Here is a 15036-nt window from a genome sequence, read left to right as displayed (position 1 = left end):
GAGTGGAAGTAAAAGAGACGTTAAAAGGGTTAACCCCTTACCAGCCGGGAAAACCCGTAGACGAAGTTAAACGTGAGCTTGGTCTTGAAAAAGTGGTTAAGCTGGCATCAAATGAAAACCCATATGGGTGCTCACCTCTTGCCAAGAAGGCAATTGAGGACGTGCTCGGTGACGTGGCTGTGTATCCAGACGGCTATGCCCAGAAGCTGAGAACGAAAGTGGCCGGACGTTTAGGTGTTGGAGAAAAGCAGCTTTTGTTTGGTAACGGCTCTGATGAAGTTATTCTTATCCTTTGCCGGGCTCTTCTGTCAAAAGGAGATAATATTGTGACAGCAACCCCTACTTTTCCTCAATACCGGCACAATGCCGTTATTGAAGGTGCAGAAGTAAAAGAAGTTCCCCTAGTTAATGGCGAGCATGATCTGAATGCAATGGAAAAAGCGATCGATGAAAATACAAAGATCGTATTTGTCTGTAACCCGAATAATCCGACCGGAAACTCGATCGGGGAACAATCTTTTCTAAGCTTTTTAAAGAGTGTCCCAAAAGACGTTGTAGTCGTCAGTGATGAAGCCTACAAAGAGTATGTCACAGCGGATGACTTCCCTGAGACTGTTCCGTTACTGAAAGAGTACCCGAATCTGATTATCCTCCGCACATTTTCAAAAGCATACGGACTTGCTTCACTCAGAATTGGATACGGGGTCGGGGAAGAAGGGTTCATGCAATCTCTCGATCCTGCAAGAGAGCCGTTTAACACATCCGCCATTGCTCAGTCAGCAGCCTTTTATGCCCTCGATGATGAGGAGTTCCTGGAGAACTGTAAACAAAAGAACCGGCAAGGAATCCGGATGTTTGAGGAGTTCTGTGAAGAATACGGACTGCACTGTTATCCGAGTCAGGGTAACTTCATCCTTCTTGATTTAAAAGTTCCCGGTTCTGTTACATTCGATCGCTTATTAAAAGCAGGCTACATCGTTCGTAACGGTGAAGCTTTAGGCTTCCCGACCTCTGTGAGAATCACCGTCGGTTCCAAAGAACAAAACGAGGAAATCATTGAACAGCTTAGAACGCTTGTTTCAAACAACTAGACTAAAGGAGAAGTGAGCCTTGGGTAAACAGCTATTTGTGATTGGTTTGGGCCTTATCGGAGGCTCTCTCGCTCTCGCTGTAAAAAAAGATCATCCGGATACCCATGTTACCGGATATGATTTAAACGAAAATGTGATGAAAGCCGCGATATCCTTAGGCGTTATAAATGAAAGCGCCCCTTCGATTGAGGAGGGAGCCCGGCATGCTGACCTTATCATTGTAGCTGCACCGGTAAAGGAAACGATTGAGATTCTTCGCAAGCTTTCCTCCCTTCCTTTGAAAGAAGGAGCAATCATTACCGATGTAGGAAGCACAAAAAAAGCGATTTGCGAGGCTTCCCACGTCTTTGATCACGTTTCTGCCCACTTTATCGGCGGACATCCAATGGCAGGGTCCCATAAGTCGGGGGTTGAAGCGGCAAAGAGTCATCTGTTTGAAAATGCGTATTATATTATTACTCCTGTTAAAGAAACTGACGCCAGAGCTGTTATCCAGCTGCAAAACTGGTTGAAAGGAACGAAAGCCAGGTTTATCCAGCTCACACCCGGCAATCATGACTTCTTCGCGGGAATGGTGAGTCACTTTCCCCACATTGTTGCCTCGGGGCTTGTGCATCAGTTGAAGGAAGAAGGGGAAAAAGAGCCTGTTCTCAACAACCTTGCAGCAGGAGGCTTCAGGGACATTACCCGCATCGCTTCCTCATCTCCTGTTATGTGGCGCGATATTCTCCTTTCCAACCGGGATGTCCTTCTTGGTTTGATTGATAAATGGCAGGAAGAAATGAACAAAGTAAAAGGCTACATAGAAAAAGAGGATGCAGAGAGACTCTTTGAGTTTTTTGATGTGGCAAAACAATCGCGCGATGCCCTGCCGGTGAGAAAAAAAGGTGCAATTCCTTCTTTTTACGATTTATATGTTGACGTTCCGGATCACCCTGGTGTCATTTCAGACGTCACAGCCATATTGGCAAAAAAACAAATCAGTATAACAAATATCCGGATACTTGAAACAAGAGAAGACATTATGGGTGTTTTAAGACTCAGCTTCAGGTCGGAAAACGATCAGCTCCTTGCGAAAGAGCAGCTCACGAAGCATATGTACGAGGCCTATGAATCACCTTAGAAAGGAGCCGTCTTATGGTTAAAGAAAAAGTAAGCAGCGCATTGAAGGGCATAAACGGAACGGTAATCATCCCAGGTGATAAGTCTGTATCCCACCGTTCCGTCCTGTTTGCGTCCATTGCAGAGGGAACATCCGTCATTCGCGGCTTTTTAAAGGGGCAGGACTGCCTGAGTACGATTTCATGCATGAAGCAGATGGGTGTTGAAATTGAGGAAACTAACGACACCATCACTGTTCACGGGAAAGGATTTGCCGGGTTAAAAGAGCCTGAACGCGTACTTGATGTAGGGAACTCCGGTACTACAATCCGGCTTTTGTCCGGATTATTGTCAGGAACCGCGTTTTACAGCGTGCTTGAGGGTGATGATTCGATTGCTAAACGTCCCATGTCCAGAGTGACAGTTCCTTTAAGGCAAATGGGTGCGAAAATCGAAGGAAGGGAGAACGGTAACCTTACGCCACTCTCCATTCGAGGCAGCAAGCTTACGGGTATCGAGTATGATTCCCCCGTTGCCAGTGCGCAGGTGAAGTCAGCAGTTCTTCTGGCAGGTCTTAATGCAAAAGGTACGACCCGGGTGAAAGAACCAAGCGTGTCAAGAGACCATACAGAACGGATGCTCAGCGCTTTTGGTGTAGACGTTTATCAGGACCAGGTAAATGGTATTGCCGAAGTCACCGGCGGTTCAGTACTTAAAGCTCGTAATGTGCAGATCCCTGGAGATATCAGCTCTGCTGCTTTCTTTTTAGCCGCAGCTGCTATGACACCACACAGCGCACTCGAGCTTAAAAATGTAGGTGTTAACCCTACCCGCACGGGAATTCTTGATGTCCTGGAGCAGATGGGTGCTGATATTACCGTTTTTAACGAGCGGACAGAAACAGGCGAACCGGTTGCGGACATCAGGGTATGCTGCAGCGAATTGAAAGGCACTGAAGTGGGAGGGGCTTTAATTCCGAGGCTCATTGATGAAATTCCTGCTATTGCCGTTCTTGCGACTCAGGCAGAGGGAACAACGGTTATTAAAGACGCAGCAGAATTAAAAGTTAAAGAAACGAATCGAATCGATACGATGGTCAATCAGCTGAAAAAGCTCGGTGCAGACATCGAGGCTACAGATGATGGCATGGTCATCCATGGGAAAACGCCGTTAATTGGCGGGGAAGTATCCAGCTATCACGATCACCGTGTTGGTATGAGTCTTGCTCTCTGCGGACTCATCGCAAAAGAAGAAGTAGTTGTTCACGACGCCCAGGCCGTGGATGTATCCTACCCTGGATTCTTCGAGGAACTGAACCGTTTGAAATAAAAATGTAAAAGAAGTCCGGCATGCAGACCCTGCCGGCTTTCTTTTTATGCAGCTATGTTAGGTTCCAAGTGAAGACTTCCGCTTCATGCCCTTCCTTACCGAGGGAGGATTGAGCTATCATAGCCGGGGTGCCGACACTTTTTATAAATATGAATGAACCCAGGTTGACCTGGGGTTGCTGCGTCAGCCGGGACCAGGCATCGCAGAGCTTTAGCGTGAGAAGTTGCTTTGACGCATATGCTTCAGAGACTGGCTGACAGAGGAACAGGCAGGCTTAATACTCCAGGTTTGCCGGCACCGCCACGGAAAGCAAAGGGCACGTAGGTACTTTGGAATTTGTTATCACTAAAGTGGTCTCTCCGGAGGAATTTAATTTTATATGTTTGACACCTCACTCTCATCGGATAAAATGGTAGAAGACCTTTGGTATGAGAGCGGGAGTGATAGTATGAATGAAACACTTGAACAAGCAATACAGCTGATTGAAAACGGCCAGCATGAAGAAGGCCTGATAAAAGTTCAGAAGGCATATGAAACAGCCGATGATGAAACGAAACGAACAATAGGGGAATTGTATTTTGAACTCGGCCTGGTGGACAGAGCCATAAATGTAGTCGAGGAACTGATGTTCAGATATCCGGATCACGGGGAACTGTTCGCTTTTGCAGCAGAATGTTATATCGATTCGGGAAAAGAAGATGAAGCAATGGAAATGCTTCTTGAAGTCCATGAAGATGATCCGGTATTTGCACAGTCCCAGCTCCTTCTGGCAGATCTTTATGAAAACCAGGGCCTTGATGAGGTCGCAGAGCAGAAGCTCCTTCAGGCTGTAAAAAAAGCAGCTGATGAACCCATTCTCCATTACGGGTTGGGAGAGTTTTATCTTAACCGGGGAGACTATAACAAAAGTATCCCGTATTATAAAAAGGCCATTCATGACAATGACCTGCCGGATGATGATCAGATAAATCCTTCTCTGAGGCTGGCTGAAGCATACAGTGCTACCGGGCAGTTCGAAGAGGCACTGTCAAGCTATAAAAAAGGACTTGAGAAAAAGATAGATCCGGACGGATTGTTCGGCTATGGTTATACAGCCCTTCAGACAGAAGATTATGAGCTGTCTGCAGAGCAGTTCGAACGTTTAAAAGTGCTCGATCCTTCCTATACAACGTTATATCCTTTCTTATCCAAGGCATACAGGCACCTGTCCCGGTCCGATAAAGCCCTTGATGTGATTAACGAAGGCCTGTCAAGAGATGAATTTAACGAAACCCTCTACCTTGAAGCAGCCCGGATTCAGTTCTCAAAAGGACTAGGTGAAGAAGGACGGAGTTTTTTACAGAAGGTTATTGCAATTAACCCTTCCAATATTGAGGCCGTTAAAGAGCTCATTTTATATTATGATGAAACCGACAGTTATGAAGAACTGGCAGAGCTTATTTCTTTTCTTGAAGATTATCAGGAAACAGACCCGCTTTTTGACCGGTACAAAGGAAAAGCCCTGTATGAAACCGACCGTGTAAATGAGGCGGCAGAGGCATATGAAAAGGCGCTCGTTTCCTATCAAAATGACCCTGAGGTTATAGAAGAAGCGGCATTTGCCATGCTTGAAGCCGGGAAACGGTCAAAAGGGATTGAGCTTTTGAAAAAAATCGTGGAATATGAACCTGAACGTGAGGATATACAAGAAAGAATTGAACAGTTAACAGAAGAGCGCTTATAGTCGTTTCCCCTTTTTCACATACTGAGAAGTAGAGTGAGAAAGGGGTTTTTTAAAATGAACGTGATGGAACTATTGCTCCAACTGCCTCAGCAGTCGTTAGCCCGGATTCTTCACCACCTTGATAATGGAGAAACAGAGCGGTCGAAACAGCGGTGCATCGAAAAGGTAATTCGCAGGCTCACAGATATTAATGACCGGACTGCGTCCATTAAGAACCTGCAACGGTGTGAAAGACAACTCGTTATTTTTGTAAGTATGAGTGCCACTGCAGAGTGGGCTTTACATGAATTGGCAGGGCTCGTAACAAAGAGTGAACGTGAACATGTTCATCATGCACTGGCTGTACTGGAAAAAGAGGGGTGGCTGTTCCCCCTCCCAATGGAAAGGTGGATTATGCCGGACGAATTAAAAAAGATCGCAGGAAATTTCCTCAAACAAAGTGTAAGCATGGAGGCTGTGACAGTACCCGCTCAAAAACCTGACAGACACACACTCCTCACAGATCTGTACACATTCATAGATGAAGTAAAGGTAAAAGCCTATCCTCTGACACAACAGAAAACGATAGGAAAATCACAGCTTGGAAGTCTTTTGAAAAAGCTGGAATACCAAGAAGACATACCAAATGAAAAATGGCGTTTTGGATATGGCCGTCATTTTAATTATTACCCGGACCGTTTTTCTCTTATCTATGATCTCGCCCATAATGAAGGCTGGATTCAGGAAGAAGTGAGGCTCGTTGTAACAACGAAATGGGAAGAAGCTGAGGAGATGAGTGTATCCCGGTTGATGCAGCGGTTTATGCTTACTTATGTAAAAGAGTACCGCAGGGCGCTCCCGCAGCTTCCTGTCCTGATTAAAATACTTGCCACCGTTCTCGGGAAAGACAACCTGGCACTGGAGAAAGAAACGGTTGTTTCCCTGCTGTACCCATTTACAGATGACTATTATTATGACGACAGATCAGCAGTGATAAAAAAACGAATCCTGCCCATGCTCGTGCACCTTGGTTACTTGTGCGAAAAAACATTCGGCAGTGAAACCTACTATTCCCTTTCTTCTTCAGATCTGCACGGGAATCGGTTTTTTTCAAGTCTTCTTTAACCGAAACTGAAGGTGAAATCTATTTTGATATAACATATTGGCGACGGCTAGGTCCCCCGTCCAACGTGAATCGCATTGAACAACAGATTTTTGGTCCTTTGACTGGTTCCCGCAAAAAAACTTTTATTAAAATATCATTTTAAAAAGGATTTTTGATGTTTTTAAAGAATATAAACATATATAAAGAAGCGGTTACATTTTAAGGAGCTCCGGATTTTCAAATGCAATTCATGATTGAGGAGGGGTGAAGATGAACAATACTGTTCCGGTCATGGAGAAACGCGATTTTTTAAAGTGGTTTCTCGATCAATACCAGTTGAAACGCCGTGAATGTGCCTGGTTGCTTAACTTCCTGATGAGTGATGACATATTAATGGAGCGTGTCCATTTTGTCGAGCAAGCTGATTACTGTCCGAAAGCACTCATGATTTCTACAAATGATGTGGATTGTGTGCCGTTTGCTTTTCACAAGAACCAGCATGTGACGATGGACGCAGAAAAGTCCTTTCATGACATCAGGCTAAACAGAAACGAAGATATCTTTATTCAGCTGAATTTTAAAGACAAGCAGATGACACCGCAGTATGTAGCGGTCCTTGAGGAAAACCCGTACCTGCCTGTAAATGAAGAAGAAACGAATATTCACCAGCTCATGGCGGAAATGGTTTTGGAGAAGTCGATTAGAAATGAGCGGATTAAATCCATTCAAAAAGAAATTGACCAAGCTCTCTGTAAAGGGGACAAAAAACGGTTCAATGATCTTGCAGAAGAATATAAGCAATTAAAAGCCCTTAACGTTTAAGGGTTTTTTTTTGGCTCCGGCACTACTGAATGTCTATTCTCTGCATGTCTCTTCCTGGCATAATTAAGAAAGCTGTTTGATTAAGAGGACGTTACCCTTTCATACAATCTTTATGTTAAAATCAAGTGAGCCGGCAGGTTTCAAAGAATAAGAATGCCGATAAAAACAAAAGCTGAATGTGTAAGGAGTGCTTAATTGTGAAATGGGTAACTAATGACCTGGACATGTATATGAATGCCAAGGAATATGTGGATACAGCGATTATTCCTCTTGTACCTTTAAACTGGGAAAAGGACATCAAGGGAACTGTCTCAAAAGGGGAGTTTTCTTCCATCCTGATTGATGAAATAGAAAAGCAGTTTAAGGGAAGACTTTTTCAACTGCCTCCTTTTACATATCTGACAGAAGAATCCGATGAGAGCCGCACATCCCGGTTACAGGACTGGGATCGTCACTTTTTCGACAATGGTTTTAAACATATTGTTTATATAACTTCAGACGGAGACTGGAAGCGGGTAGAAGGAAATCTGCCGGATCAATTGATATGGATCCCGGCACTTCCCTTGGAAAACGTGGACCCGGCATATGCCAGAGAAATGATCTCACAGCAGATGAAACAGATTTTACCCCTTATTACAGATAAGTGGCAGTCCGGACCGAAAGAAAGAAATTCCTGAACACATTGTCTGATTCTGTTGACTTTTAATGAATTTTTACGCTATCATAATAATGTCTTAGTATGATATTTGTGTGTTTAAATGGCAGCTTTAGAGATCATAGGAGCGAGGAGGGAAAGTCGTGAGTGAAAAAGAACACAAAGTGTCGAGGCGTCAATTTTTGACGTATACACTGACAGGTGTAGGCGGTTTCATGGCAGCAGGTATGCTTATGCCAATGGCTCGCTTTGCTTTGGACCCTGCATTACAGGCAGGCGGAGATACTGACTTTGTACGGGTAGCGTCAGTTGATGAACTGACTGACGAACCAACACGTTTTAACTTTACAATTGAGCAGGAAGATGCCTGGTATACGTCTGATGTTGACCGAGTGGCCTGGGTCTACAGAGAAGGCGATGAAATTATAGCTCTTTCACCTGTTTGCACTCACTTAGGCTGTACAGTGAACTGGGAAGGTAATGAAGATTATCCTGAGCAATTCTATTGCCCATGTCACTTCGGCCGATTTGAAAAAGACGGAACGAACGTTCCTAACACGCCACCAACACGTCCGTTGGATGTGTATGAAATGGAAGTCCGGGATGGCGATCTTTATTTAGGAAGAACAGTGCAACGTTAGGAAGAAGGGGGCGTAGTAAATGTTACAAAAAATCTATGATTGGGTAGATGAACGGCTGGATATCACCCCCATGTGGCGTGACATAGCCGATCACGAGGTGCCTGAGCACGTTAACCCTGCCCATCATTTCTCAGCATTTGTTTACTGTTTCGGGGGACTCACGTTCTTTGTTACCGTAATTCAAATTCTATCCGGTATGTTTTTGACAATGTACTATGTGCCGGACATTATTCATGCTTATGAATCGGTCTACTACTTACAAAATGAAGTCACTTTCGGTGTTATTGTCCGCGGTATGCACCACTGGGGAGCCAGTCTTGTTATCGTAATGATGTTCCTACATACGTTGCGTGTATTCTTTACAGGTTCCTATAAGAAACCGCGGGAATTAAACTGGGTTGTCGGAGTTCTCATTTTCTTCGTCATGCTTGGTCTAGGGTTTACCGGTTATCTATTGCCTTGGGATATGAAAGCTTACTTTGCGACAGTTGTAGGACTTGAGATTGCCGAAGCCGTTCCGGTTGTCGGTACGTTCGCTAAAACACTGCTTGCAGGTGGCGAGATTATCGGAGCACAGACGCTTACACGATTCTTTGCGATCCACGTGTTCTTCTTGCCGGGTGCGCTTCTTGGACTTCTTGGAGCCCACTTCTTTATGATCCGTAAACAAGGAATTTCCGGTCCATTGTAGGATCCGGTTTGACGCAGAAAAGGAGGGAAATCTATGCATCGCGGGAAAGGTATGAAGTTTGTCGGCGACTCTCGTGTCCCGGCTACAAGGATGCCGAATATTCCAAAAGACTATTCAGAGTATCCGCATAAAACGGAAGCATTCTGGCCTAACTTCCTTCTACGTGAGTGGATGGTCGGGGCAGTCTTCCTGATTGGTTATCTATGTTTGACAATTGCACATCCATCACCGTTGGAGCGTGTGGCAGATCCTAACGATTCAGGCTACATACCACTGCCTGACTGGTACTTCCTGTTTTTGTATCAGTTACTGAAGTATGAGTTTGCTGCCGGTGCCTATACGGTAATCGGAGCCGTTGTAATGCCTGGTATTGCTTTTGGAGCGCTTCTTCTTGCCCCATGGCTTGATAATGGAGTGGAACGCCGTCCGATCCGCCGTCCAATTGCAAGCGGACTGATGATGCTTGGTATCATCTCAATTATCTTCCTTACGTGGGAATCTGTTGACCAGCACGACTGGGAAGCGGCAGCGCGTCAGGGTGCGATTGTTGAAGATGTTGAGATTGATGAAAGTTCGGAAGGGTATGAAATTTACATGAGCCAGCAGGCCTGTATCGGCTGCCACGGTGATCAGGGTGAAGGTGGAGCGGCTGGTCCGAACATCTTCGAGAATGATTACGAGGCAGAAGATTATGCAGAGATTATTCGAAACGGTCAGGGTGAAATGCCTGGAGACCAGTTCGAAGGTTCTGATGAAGAGCTTGAAATCCTGGCTGAATGGATTGCCAACGACGGACAGGATCCGGAATAAATATTACGAAGCTGACTGAGGTAATTCAGTCAGCTTTTCTTATATTGTCAGTAATTACTTATCTGTATTACTCTTTACAGGTATACTGGTAAAGAGATCCGAAAGACAGGAGGGAAGAGGATGATTGATAAAGGGTATAACCTTCTTGGACAAAAGTGGGCAATTATTCTGTTACTTGTCATAAATATACCGGGAACGATCTATGGATACATATGGTACGAGTCGCAGCTGGCAGCTACACCGGCGGTTTTTCTTATCTTTGTGCCGGACAGCCCGACAGCAAGTCTTTTCTTTGTCATTGTTCTGACCGCTTTTTTATTCAGAAAGAATATCCCTCTTGTAGAAGCTCTTGCGGCTGTAACGTTGTTTAAATATGGCATATGGGCTGTAGTCATGATTGTATGGGCAGCGGTGGAAGGATCTCCGCTCCGGTGGGATCATTACATGCTGATCGGTTCTCATTTAGGAATGGCGGTTCAGGGTCTTTTATATGCTCCGTACTACAGAATAAAAGGCTGGCATCTCGCTTTGGTTGCTGTATGGACGCTTCACAATGATGTTATTGATTACATATACGGCATGCATCCGTATGTCTCCAGACTGATTCTTCCATATTACCAGGAGATTGCATATTTTACGTTCTGGCTCAGCATCAGCTCTCTTTTGGTCGTCTATATGCTGAATAAGATTCAGCAGAAGAGAACTCTTGGATTTTAGGTCTACCAGGCTGTCCCTCCTCATAGGATGAATTAGGTAAAAGAGGAGGGACAGGCATGAATGTAAGAAAAATCATCATTTTGTTGTCAGTAATATTATTATGTCTACTTCCGTATGCTGTGCATGCAGACTCCGGTATAGATCAGGAAGACAGAGAACTGTGGCGTGAATTAAATAAAACGAGTGATACAATCCTTCAATACGTTAAGGAACAGCGGTATGAAGAAGCGAAGCAGCTTTTAAATCACTTTTCAAAGCAGTTCCTGACTGTACGTTCTTCCGATTTTAACCTTTCTATGAATGACCTGAGGGTAATTGTCTCAACATATGAAAGTGCAGAGCAGGCATCAACCAGTATGAGTATGAGTCATGAGGACAGAGTAAGGGCGGTTTCTTCTTTCCGGCTTCTCGTTGATGTGTATGACTCGAGTGAGCATCATCTATGGAAAAATACAAAGGAATCCCTCGAATCTCCCCTTACAGGAATGGCAGAAGCGTTTGAAAACGAAGACTGGACGACTTATCAAAAGCAGCTCAACAGATTTTTAAAAGGATATGAAGTGGTGAGGCCTGCGTGGCAGGCAGCACTTGAGCCTCATGTGTATCAGCGTTTTGATTCACAGGTCGTTTATGCAGAACGACACCGTCATGAACCATTGGCAGCTTCAAACCTTCTCAGCACACTGTCTGTCATGTTAAGTGATCTGGATATGATTTATGGCGATGTGGATGAAAGTACATCGGACCCTTCTTTAATCTGGGTGATACTCACGATCGGCGGGGCTATTGTTTTTGCTCTCACCTATGCCGGGTGGAAGAAGTATGAAGGCCAGAGGGAAGAAAGAAAGGTAAAAAGAAGGGAATAACGCCCTTCTTTTTACGCACGGGGAACTATAATGCATGTTCATTGACAGTAAAAACAAGTTTGACTAAAATTGATAATAAGTAAAGAGTGATGAAAAACGGAGGGAATCGACTATGTTTGGAAGTATGGGAGCATTTCTTATTTACTTCGCCATCCTGCTTCTCGTCCCCTTATGGGCGCAGATGCGGGTCAAGAGTGCATTTAAAAAATACTCTCAGGTGCCTGCCTCTTCAGGTATGAGCGGCGCTGAGGTTGCAAAAAAGATTTTAAATGATAACGGCATTTATGATGTAACAGTGGAGCCTGTAAAAGGAAAGCTGACCGACCACTACGATCCGCGGTCAAAGACGGTCCGTCTGTCTGAAAGTAATTATTACGGAAACTCTGTAGCGGGTGCCGCAGTCGCTGCCCACGAGGTGGGACATGCTATCCAGGATGCAGAAGATTATGCATTCCTCCGCTTCCGTCATGCGCTCGTGCCGGTAGCCAATCTTGGCCAGAACTTTTCATTCTTCCTCATTTTGGCCGGTATGCTGCTAACTCAGGCAAACCTTCTTCTTGCAGGTATTGTTCTTATGAGTTTTGCAGTATTGTTCCAGCTCGTTACACTGCCTGTGGAATTTAACGCTTCCAGCCGGGCAATGGACCAGGTGATTTCTGTAGGTGTTATTCGCAATGATGAAGAGAAACAGACAAAAAAGGTTTTAAATGCGGCGGCACTTACGTATGTAGCAGGTGCTGTTGTAGCTGTGCTGGAACTTGTGCGTTTTATTTTAATGTATTTCGTTATGAGAGACGAATAAGGCAAAGAAAACCTCCCACCCAATACCGGGTGGGAGGTTTTCTGCGTGCGGGAGATCTTAAATCCCCAAAGGGCGCTTGTTTTCATCAAGTGTAAACCCTTCTCCCATTACATCCTGCACATCTGTAAGCGTAACGAAAGCATGGGGATCGACTTTATCAATGAGTGTTTTCAGTCTTACCATTTCGTTTCGGCCTACAACACAGTAGAGAACTTCCTTGTCTGTGCCAGTAAAGCTCCCTTTTCCTTTAAGAAGGGTAGCCCCCCGGTCCATTTCCAACATGATCTGGGCTGAAATTTCCGGTGCTTTTTCCGAAATAATCATAGCTGCTTTACCTGAATAGGCCCCCTGCTGCATAAAGTCAATCACCTTGGCTGCCACAAAGACGGCCAAAAGGGTGTACATTGCTTCACGGTAGTTTAAGTAAATAAGTGAGCCAGTAATAACAACAGCGTCAAAAATAAACATCGTTTTACCCATGCTCCAGCCTAAATATTTAAAGCCAAGCCTTGCAATAATATCGACGCCGCCGGTTGTTCCGCCATATCTGAACACAATTCCGAGCCCCACTCCGATAAAGACCCCGGCAAACAGAGCCGCAAGCGTCATATCATCATCCAGAGGAAAGTAAAAGTGTGTATAGCGCTGAAAGACGTACAAGAAAACAGAAACCCCGACAGTCCCGATAAGGGTATAGATAAAGGCATTCCGGCCGAGTATCTTCCATCCGATAATAAACAGGGGAATGTTTAATGCAAGGTTGGAGAGTGCAGGGTCAATTGAGAACATGAAAAACAAAATCAGTGTAATTCCTGTAAAACCCCCATCAGCAAGGTTGTTCTGCATGTTAAAATAAACGAGTCCGAAGCTCATAATTGCTGTACCAAAAAGGATCGCTAGGATATTTTTAGCTTTTATTGCTTGAATCATATGGCTGTTCCTCCAAATCGTTCAGATTGCTTAGTTAAAGATCATTGTTGAATTATACAGCTTAACATACTCCTTTTTCTGCTATCTGGAAAATGCAAATTATGAGACTCTCTAATTACCTCAACTTCGTTGAACTCCGCACAATTCGCTGATTAGTCAGAAGGTAAGAATAACCTGGCGGAAAAAACACCGCATGCTTTTCATGAGCCATGGTGTGCATAAATTAGAATGGGTCTCAGTTAAACTTGATTGTTGATTTCTGCTCATTTCGTTACCTTTTTGGAGGAGCTTCTCCAATAAACTTTAAATCAACATTTAGGTATAATAACACTTACCTTTTCCATAAATCAGTTTAAAGGCGGTGACTCCCGCGGAAAGCGTCCGCCTGTAGCGGGAATTCCATTGTAAGAGCACAAATCTTACTAAAAAGCGGGAGATACTGCAGGGCGGGGACATCAATATCTGTGTTTACCAGAACCAATTATATAGAAAGATAACAGGGCCGGCAATCCAACTTTCAGATTGTCTGAGACAAGTCTGCAATTTATTTGTAAAAACGCTCAGGTTTCGCTACGATAAACAGGTAGGAAAGAGATAAGAGGTGTACATTTAATGGAAGAGAATAAAAAAACAATTACACGGATGCAGACGGAAGTCGACCAATACATTTCACAGTTTAAAGAAGGGTACTTTTCCCCACTGGCCATGATGGCCCGTCTTACAGAGGAGATGGGTGAACTTGCCAGGGAAATCAACCATTACTACGGAGAAAAACCAAAGAAAAGTTCGGAAGAAGAAAAGACCGTTGAGCAGGAAATCGGTGATATACTGTTTGTTCTGACATGCCTTGCCAACTCTCTTAATGTGGATCTAGAAGAAGCCCACGATCTTGTAATGGAGAAATTCAATACGCGGGACAAAGACCGCTGGACAAAAAAAGAAGACAGTAAGGAGAATGAATAATGACACGAATCGTAATTGCAGGACCAAGAGGAAACATGGGAAAAGAAGCCGTGACGATGGTTACTGAAACTGAAGAGTTTGAACTTGCAGCCGTAATTGACCGGAAATATGACGGGATGTCCATGAGGGATGTTGATGATCTTCCAAACTTGGACGTACCTGTTTTTACAGATGCCGGGGAATGTTTTGAAAAAATCAAACCGGATGTTCTAATCGACCTTACAAATCCTCAGACAGGTAAAGTACATATGAAAGAGGCACTTTTAAATGGTGTAAGACCTGTAATCGGAACGACTGGATTTACAGAAGAGGATGTGGCCGAACTGAGCAGCCTTGCTGAAGAAAAAGAGCTTGGGGCTATTATCGCTCCTAACTTTGCGATCGGAGCTATTCTTATGATGAAATTCTCCCAGATGGCAGCGAGATACATGCCGGATGTTGAGATCATTGAGCAGCATCATGACCGCAAACTTGATGCTCCGTCCGGTACAGCCGTAAAAACAGCTCAGCTTATCAGTGAAGTTAGACAGGAGAAACAACAGGGACACCCAAAAGAGGAGGAGACGCTGCCCGGTGCAAGAGGAGCGGAATTTGACGGAATGCGAATCCACAGTGTGCGTCTTCCCGGACTGGTAGCTCATCAGGAAGTACTGTTTGGTGGTGAAGGACAGACGCTGAAGATCAGACATGATTCCATGAACCGCCGTTCATTTATGCCCGGAGTGAAGCTCGCATGTGAAGCAGCCATGAAACTGAATGTACTCGTGTATGGTCTGGAACACATTATTGAATAAGAGAGGACGACGCCCTG

The 15036-nt window shown here is 44.6% G+C and carries 16 protein-coding genes; 15 read left to right on the top strand and 1 reads right to left on the bottom strand.

The window, feature by feature from the left end; all coding sequences use genetic code 11:
- The first annotated feature begins 2 nt into the window (after positions 1-2).
- The 13 genes from hisC (at position 3) to JSY36_RS02575 (ending at position 12332) form a co-directional block, all read left to right on the top strand.
- A complete protein-coding gene (hisC, locus tag JSY36_RS02635) occupies positions 3-1091 on the top strand; it encodes a histidinol-phosphate transaminase (RefSeq protein ID WP_205165114.1) in 1089 nt (362 codons plus the stop codon).
- Positions 1092-1110: 19 nt separating this feature from the next.
- Positions 1111-2214 (top strand): prephenate dehydrogenase, encoded by a 1104-nt coding sequence (locus JSY36_RS02630; protein ID WP_205165113.1) that lies wholly within the window; start codon positions 1111-1113, stop codon positions 2212-2214.
- Positions 2215-2228: 14 nt separating this feature from the next.
- Positions 2229-3521, top strand: a complete 1293-nt coding sequence (aroA, locus tag JSY36_RS02625; protein WP_205165112.1) for a 3-phosphoshikimate 1-carboxyvinyltransferase — start codon at positions 2229-2231, stop codon at positions 3519-3521.
- A 448-nt stretch (positions 3522-3969) separates the two neighbouring features.
- Positions 3970-5244, top strand: a complete 1275-nt coding sequence (locus tag JSY36_RS02620) for a tetratricopeptide repeat protein (RefSeq protein WP_205165111.1) — start codon at positions 3970-3972, stop codon at positions 5242-5244.
- Positions 5245-5298: 54 nt separating this feature from the next.
- Positions 5299-6348, top strand: a complete 1050-nt coding sequence (locus tag JSY36_RS02615) for a hypothetical protein (protein WP_205165110.1) — start codon at positions 5299-5301, stop codon at positions 6346-6348.
- A gap of 250 nt (positions 6349-6598) precedes the next feature.
- Positions 6599-7150 (top strand): ReoY family proteolytic degradation factor, encoded by a 552-nt coding sequence (locus JSY36_RS02610; protein WP_122896678.1) that lies wholly within the window; start codon positions 6599-6601, stop codon positions 7148-7150.
- Between the two features lie 197 nt (positions 7151-7347).
- Positions 7348-7827 carry a DUF2487 family protein gene (locus JSY36_RS02605; protein WP_205165109.1) on the top strand — a complete coding sequence of 160 codons (480 nt, stop codon included), beginning with the start codon at positions 7348-7350 and terminating at the stop codon, positions 7825-7827.
- 121 nt (positions 7828-7948) lie between these two features.
- Positions 7949-8446: a QcrA and Rieske domain-containing protein gene (locus JSY36_RS02600; protein WP_122896680.1), complete on the top strand. Its 498-nt coding sequence runs from the start codon at positions 7949-7951 to the stop codon at positions 8444-8446.
- 19 nt (positions 8447-8465) lie between these two features.
- Positions 8466-9137, top strand: coding sequence for a menaquinol-cytochrome c reductase cytochrome b subunit (gene qcrB, locus JSY36_RS02595; RefSeq protein ID WP_122896681.1), 672 nt, complete (start codon positions 8466-8468; stop codon positions 9135-9137).
- A 33-nt stretch (positions 9138-9170) separates the two neighbouring features.
- Positions 9171-9947, top strand: a complete 777-nt coding sequence (locus JSY36_RS02590; protein ID WP_122896682.1) for a menaquinol-cytochrome c reductase cytochrome b/c subunit — start codon at positions 9171-9173, stop codon at positions 9945-9947.
- 120 nt (positions 9948-10067) lie between these two features.
- Positions 10068-10664, top strand: a complete 597-nt coding sequence (gene lhaT, locus JSY36_RS02585) for a lipoprotein heptaprenylglyceryl N-acetyltransferase LhaT (protein WP_205165108.1) — start codon at positions 10068-10070, stop codon at positions 10662-10664.
- A 56-nt stretch (positions 10665-10720) separates the two neighbouring features.
- Complete coding sequence (locus tag JSY36_RS02580) at positions 10721-11530, top strand: sporulation protein YpjB (protein WP_205165107.1); 810 nt, start codon at positions 10721-10723, stop codon at positions 11528-11530.
- Positions 11531-11642: 112 nt separating this feature from the next.
- Positions 11643-12332, top strand: a complete 690-nt coding sequence (locus JSY36_RS02575) for a zinc metallopeptidase (protein WP_419466022.1) — start codon at positions 11643-11645, stop codon at positions 12330-12332.
- Between the two features lie 57 nt (positions 12333-12389).
- Here JSY36_RS02575 and JSY36_RS02570 read toward each other — a convergent pair whose 3' ends face one another.
- Complete coding sequence (locus JSY36_RS02570) at positions 12390-13262, bottom strand: YitT family protein (RefSeq protein WP_205165106.1); 873 nt, start codon at positions 13260-13262, stop codon at positions 12390-12392.
- Positions 13263-13874: 612 nt separating this feature from the next.
- On the opposite strand from JSY36_RS02570, the gene JSY36_RS02565 reads away from it, so the two are divergent.
- Together JSY36_RS02565 and dapB are read left to right on the top strand one after the other, a co-directional pair.
- A complete protein-coding gene (locus tag JSY36_RS02565; RefSeq protein WP_205165105.1) occupies positions 13875-14225 on the top strand; it encodes a nucleotide pyrophosphohydrolase in 351 nt (116 codons plus the stop codon).
- Entirely contained in the window at positions 14222-15019 is a 798-nt protein-coding gene (gene dapB, locus JSY36_RS02560; protein ID WP_205165204.1) for a 4-hydroxy-tetrahydrodipicolinate reductase, read from the top strand. Before JSY36_RS02565 ends, dapB begins: the two co-directional genes overlap by 4 nt.
- The last annotated feature ends 17 nt before the right edge of the window (positions 15020-15036 follow it).

It is taken from the genome of Alteribacter salitolerans (assembly GCF_016901055.1).
Classification (GTDB): Bacteria; Bacillota; Bacilli; order Bacillales; family Salisediminibacteriaceae; genus Alteribacter; species Alteribacter keqinensis.
This window is presented reverse-complemented; position numbering and strand designations above follow the sequence as displayed.

What these genes read in the sequence shown, in the direction of transcription:
- JSY36_RS02615 (WP_205165110.1), top strand. Translation starts at nt 5,299, where the DNA reads ATGAACGTGATGGAACTATTGCTCCAACTGCCTCAGCAGTCGTTAGCC.
- JSY36_RS02620 (WP_205165111.1), top strand. Translation starts at nt 3,970, where the DNA reads ATGAATGAAACACTTGAACAAGCAATACAGCTGATTGAAAACGGCCAG.
- lhaT (WP_205165108.1), top strand. Translation starts at nt 10,068, where the DNA reads ATGATTGATAAAGGGTATAACCTTCTTGGACAAAAGTGGGCAATTATT.
- JSY36_RS02590 (WP_122896682.1), top strand. Translation starts at nt 9,171, where the DNA reads ATGCATCGCGGGAAAGGTATGAAGTTTGTCGGCGACTCTCGTGTCCCG.
- JSY36_RS02580 (WP_205165107.1), top strand. Translation starts at nt 10,721, where the DNA reads ATGAATGTAAGAAAAATCATCATTTTGTTGTCAGTAATATTATTATGT.
- JSY36_RS02565 (WP_205165105.1), top strand. Translation starts at nt 13,875, where the DNA reads ATGGAAGAGAATAAAAAAACAATTACACGGATGCAGACGGAAGTCGAC.
- JSY36_RS02570 (WP_205165106.1), bottom strand. Translation starts at nt 13,262, where the DNA reads ATGATTCAAGCAATAAAAGCTAAAAATATCCTAGCGATCCTTTTTGGT.
- JSY36_RS02575 (WP_419466022.1), top strand. Translation starts at nt 11,643, where the DNA reads ATGTTTGGAAGTATGGGAGCATTTCTTATTTACTTCGCCATCCTGCTT.
- qcrB (WP_122896681.1), top strand. Translation starts at nt 8,466, where the DNA reads ATGTTACAAAAAATCTATGATTGGGTAGATGAACGGCTGGATATCACC.
- JSY36_RS02610 (WP_122896678.1), top strand. Translation starts at nt 6,599, where the DNA reads ATGAACAATACTGTTCCGGTCATGGAGAAACGCGATTTTTTAAAGTGG.
- aroA (WP_205165112.1), top strand. Translation starts at nt 2,229, where the DNA reads ATGGTTAAAGAAAAAGTAAGCAGCGCATTGAAGGGCATAAACGGAACG.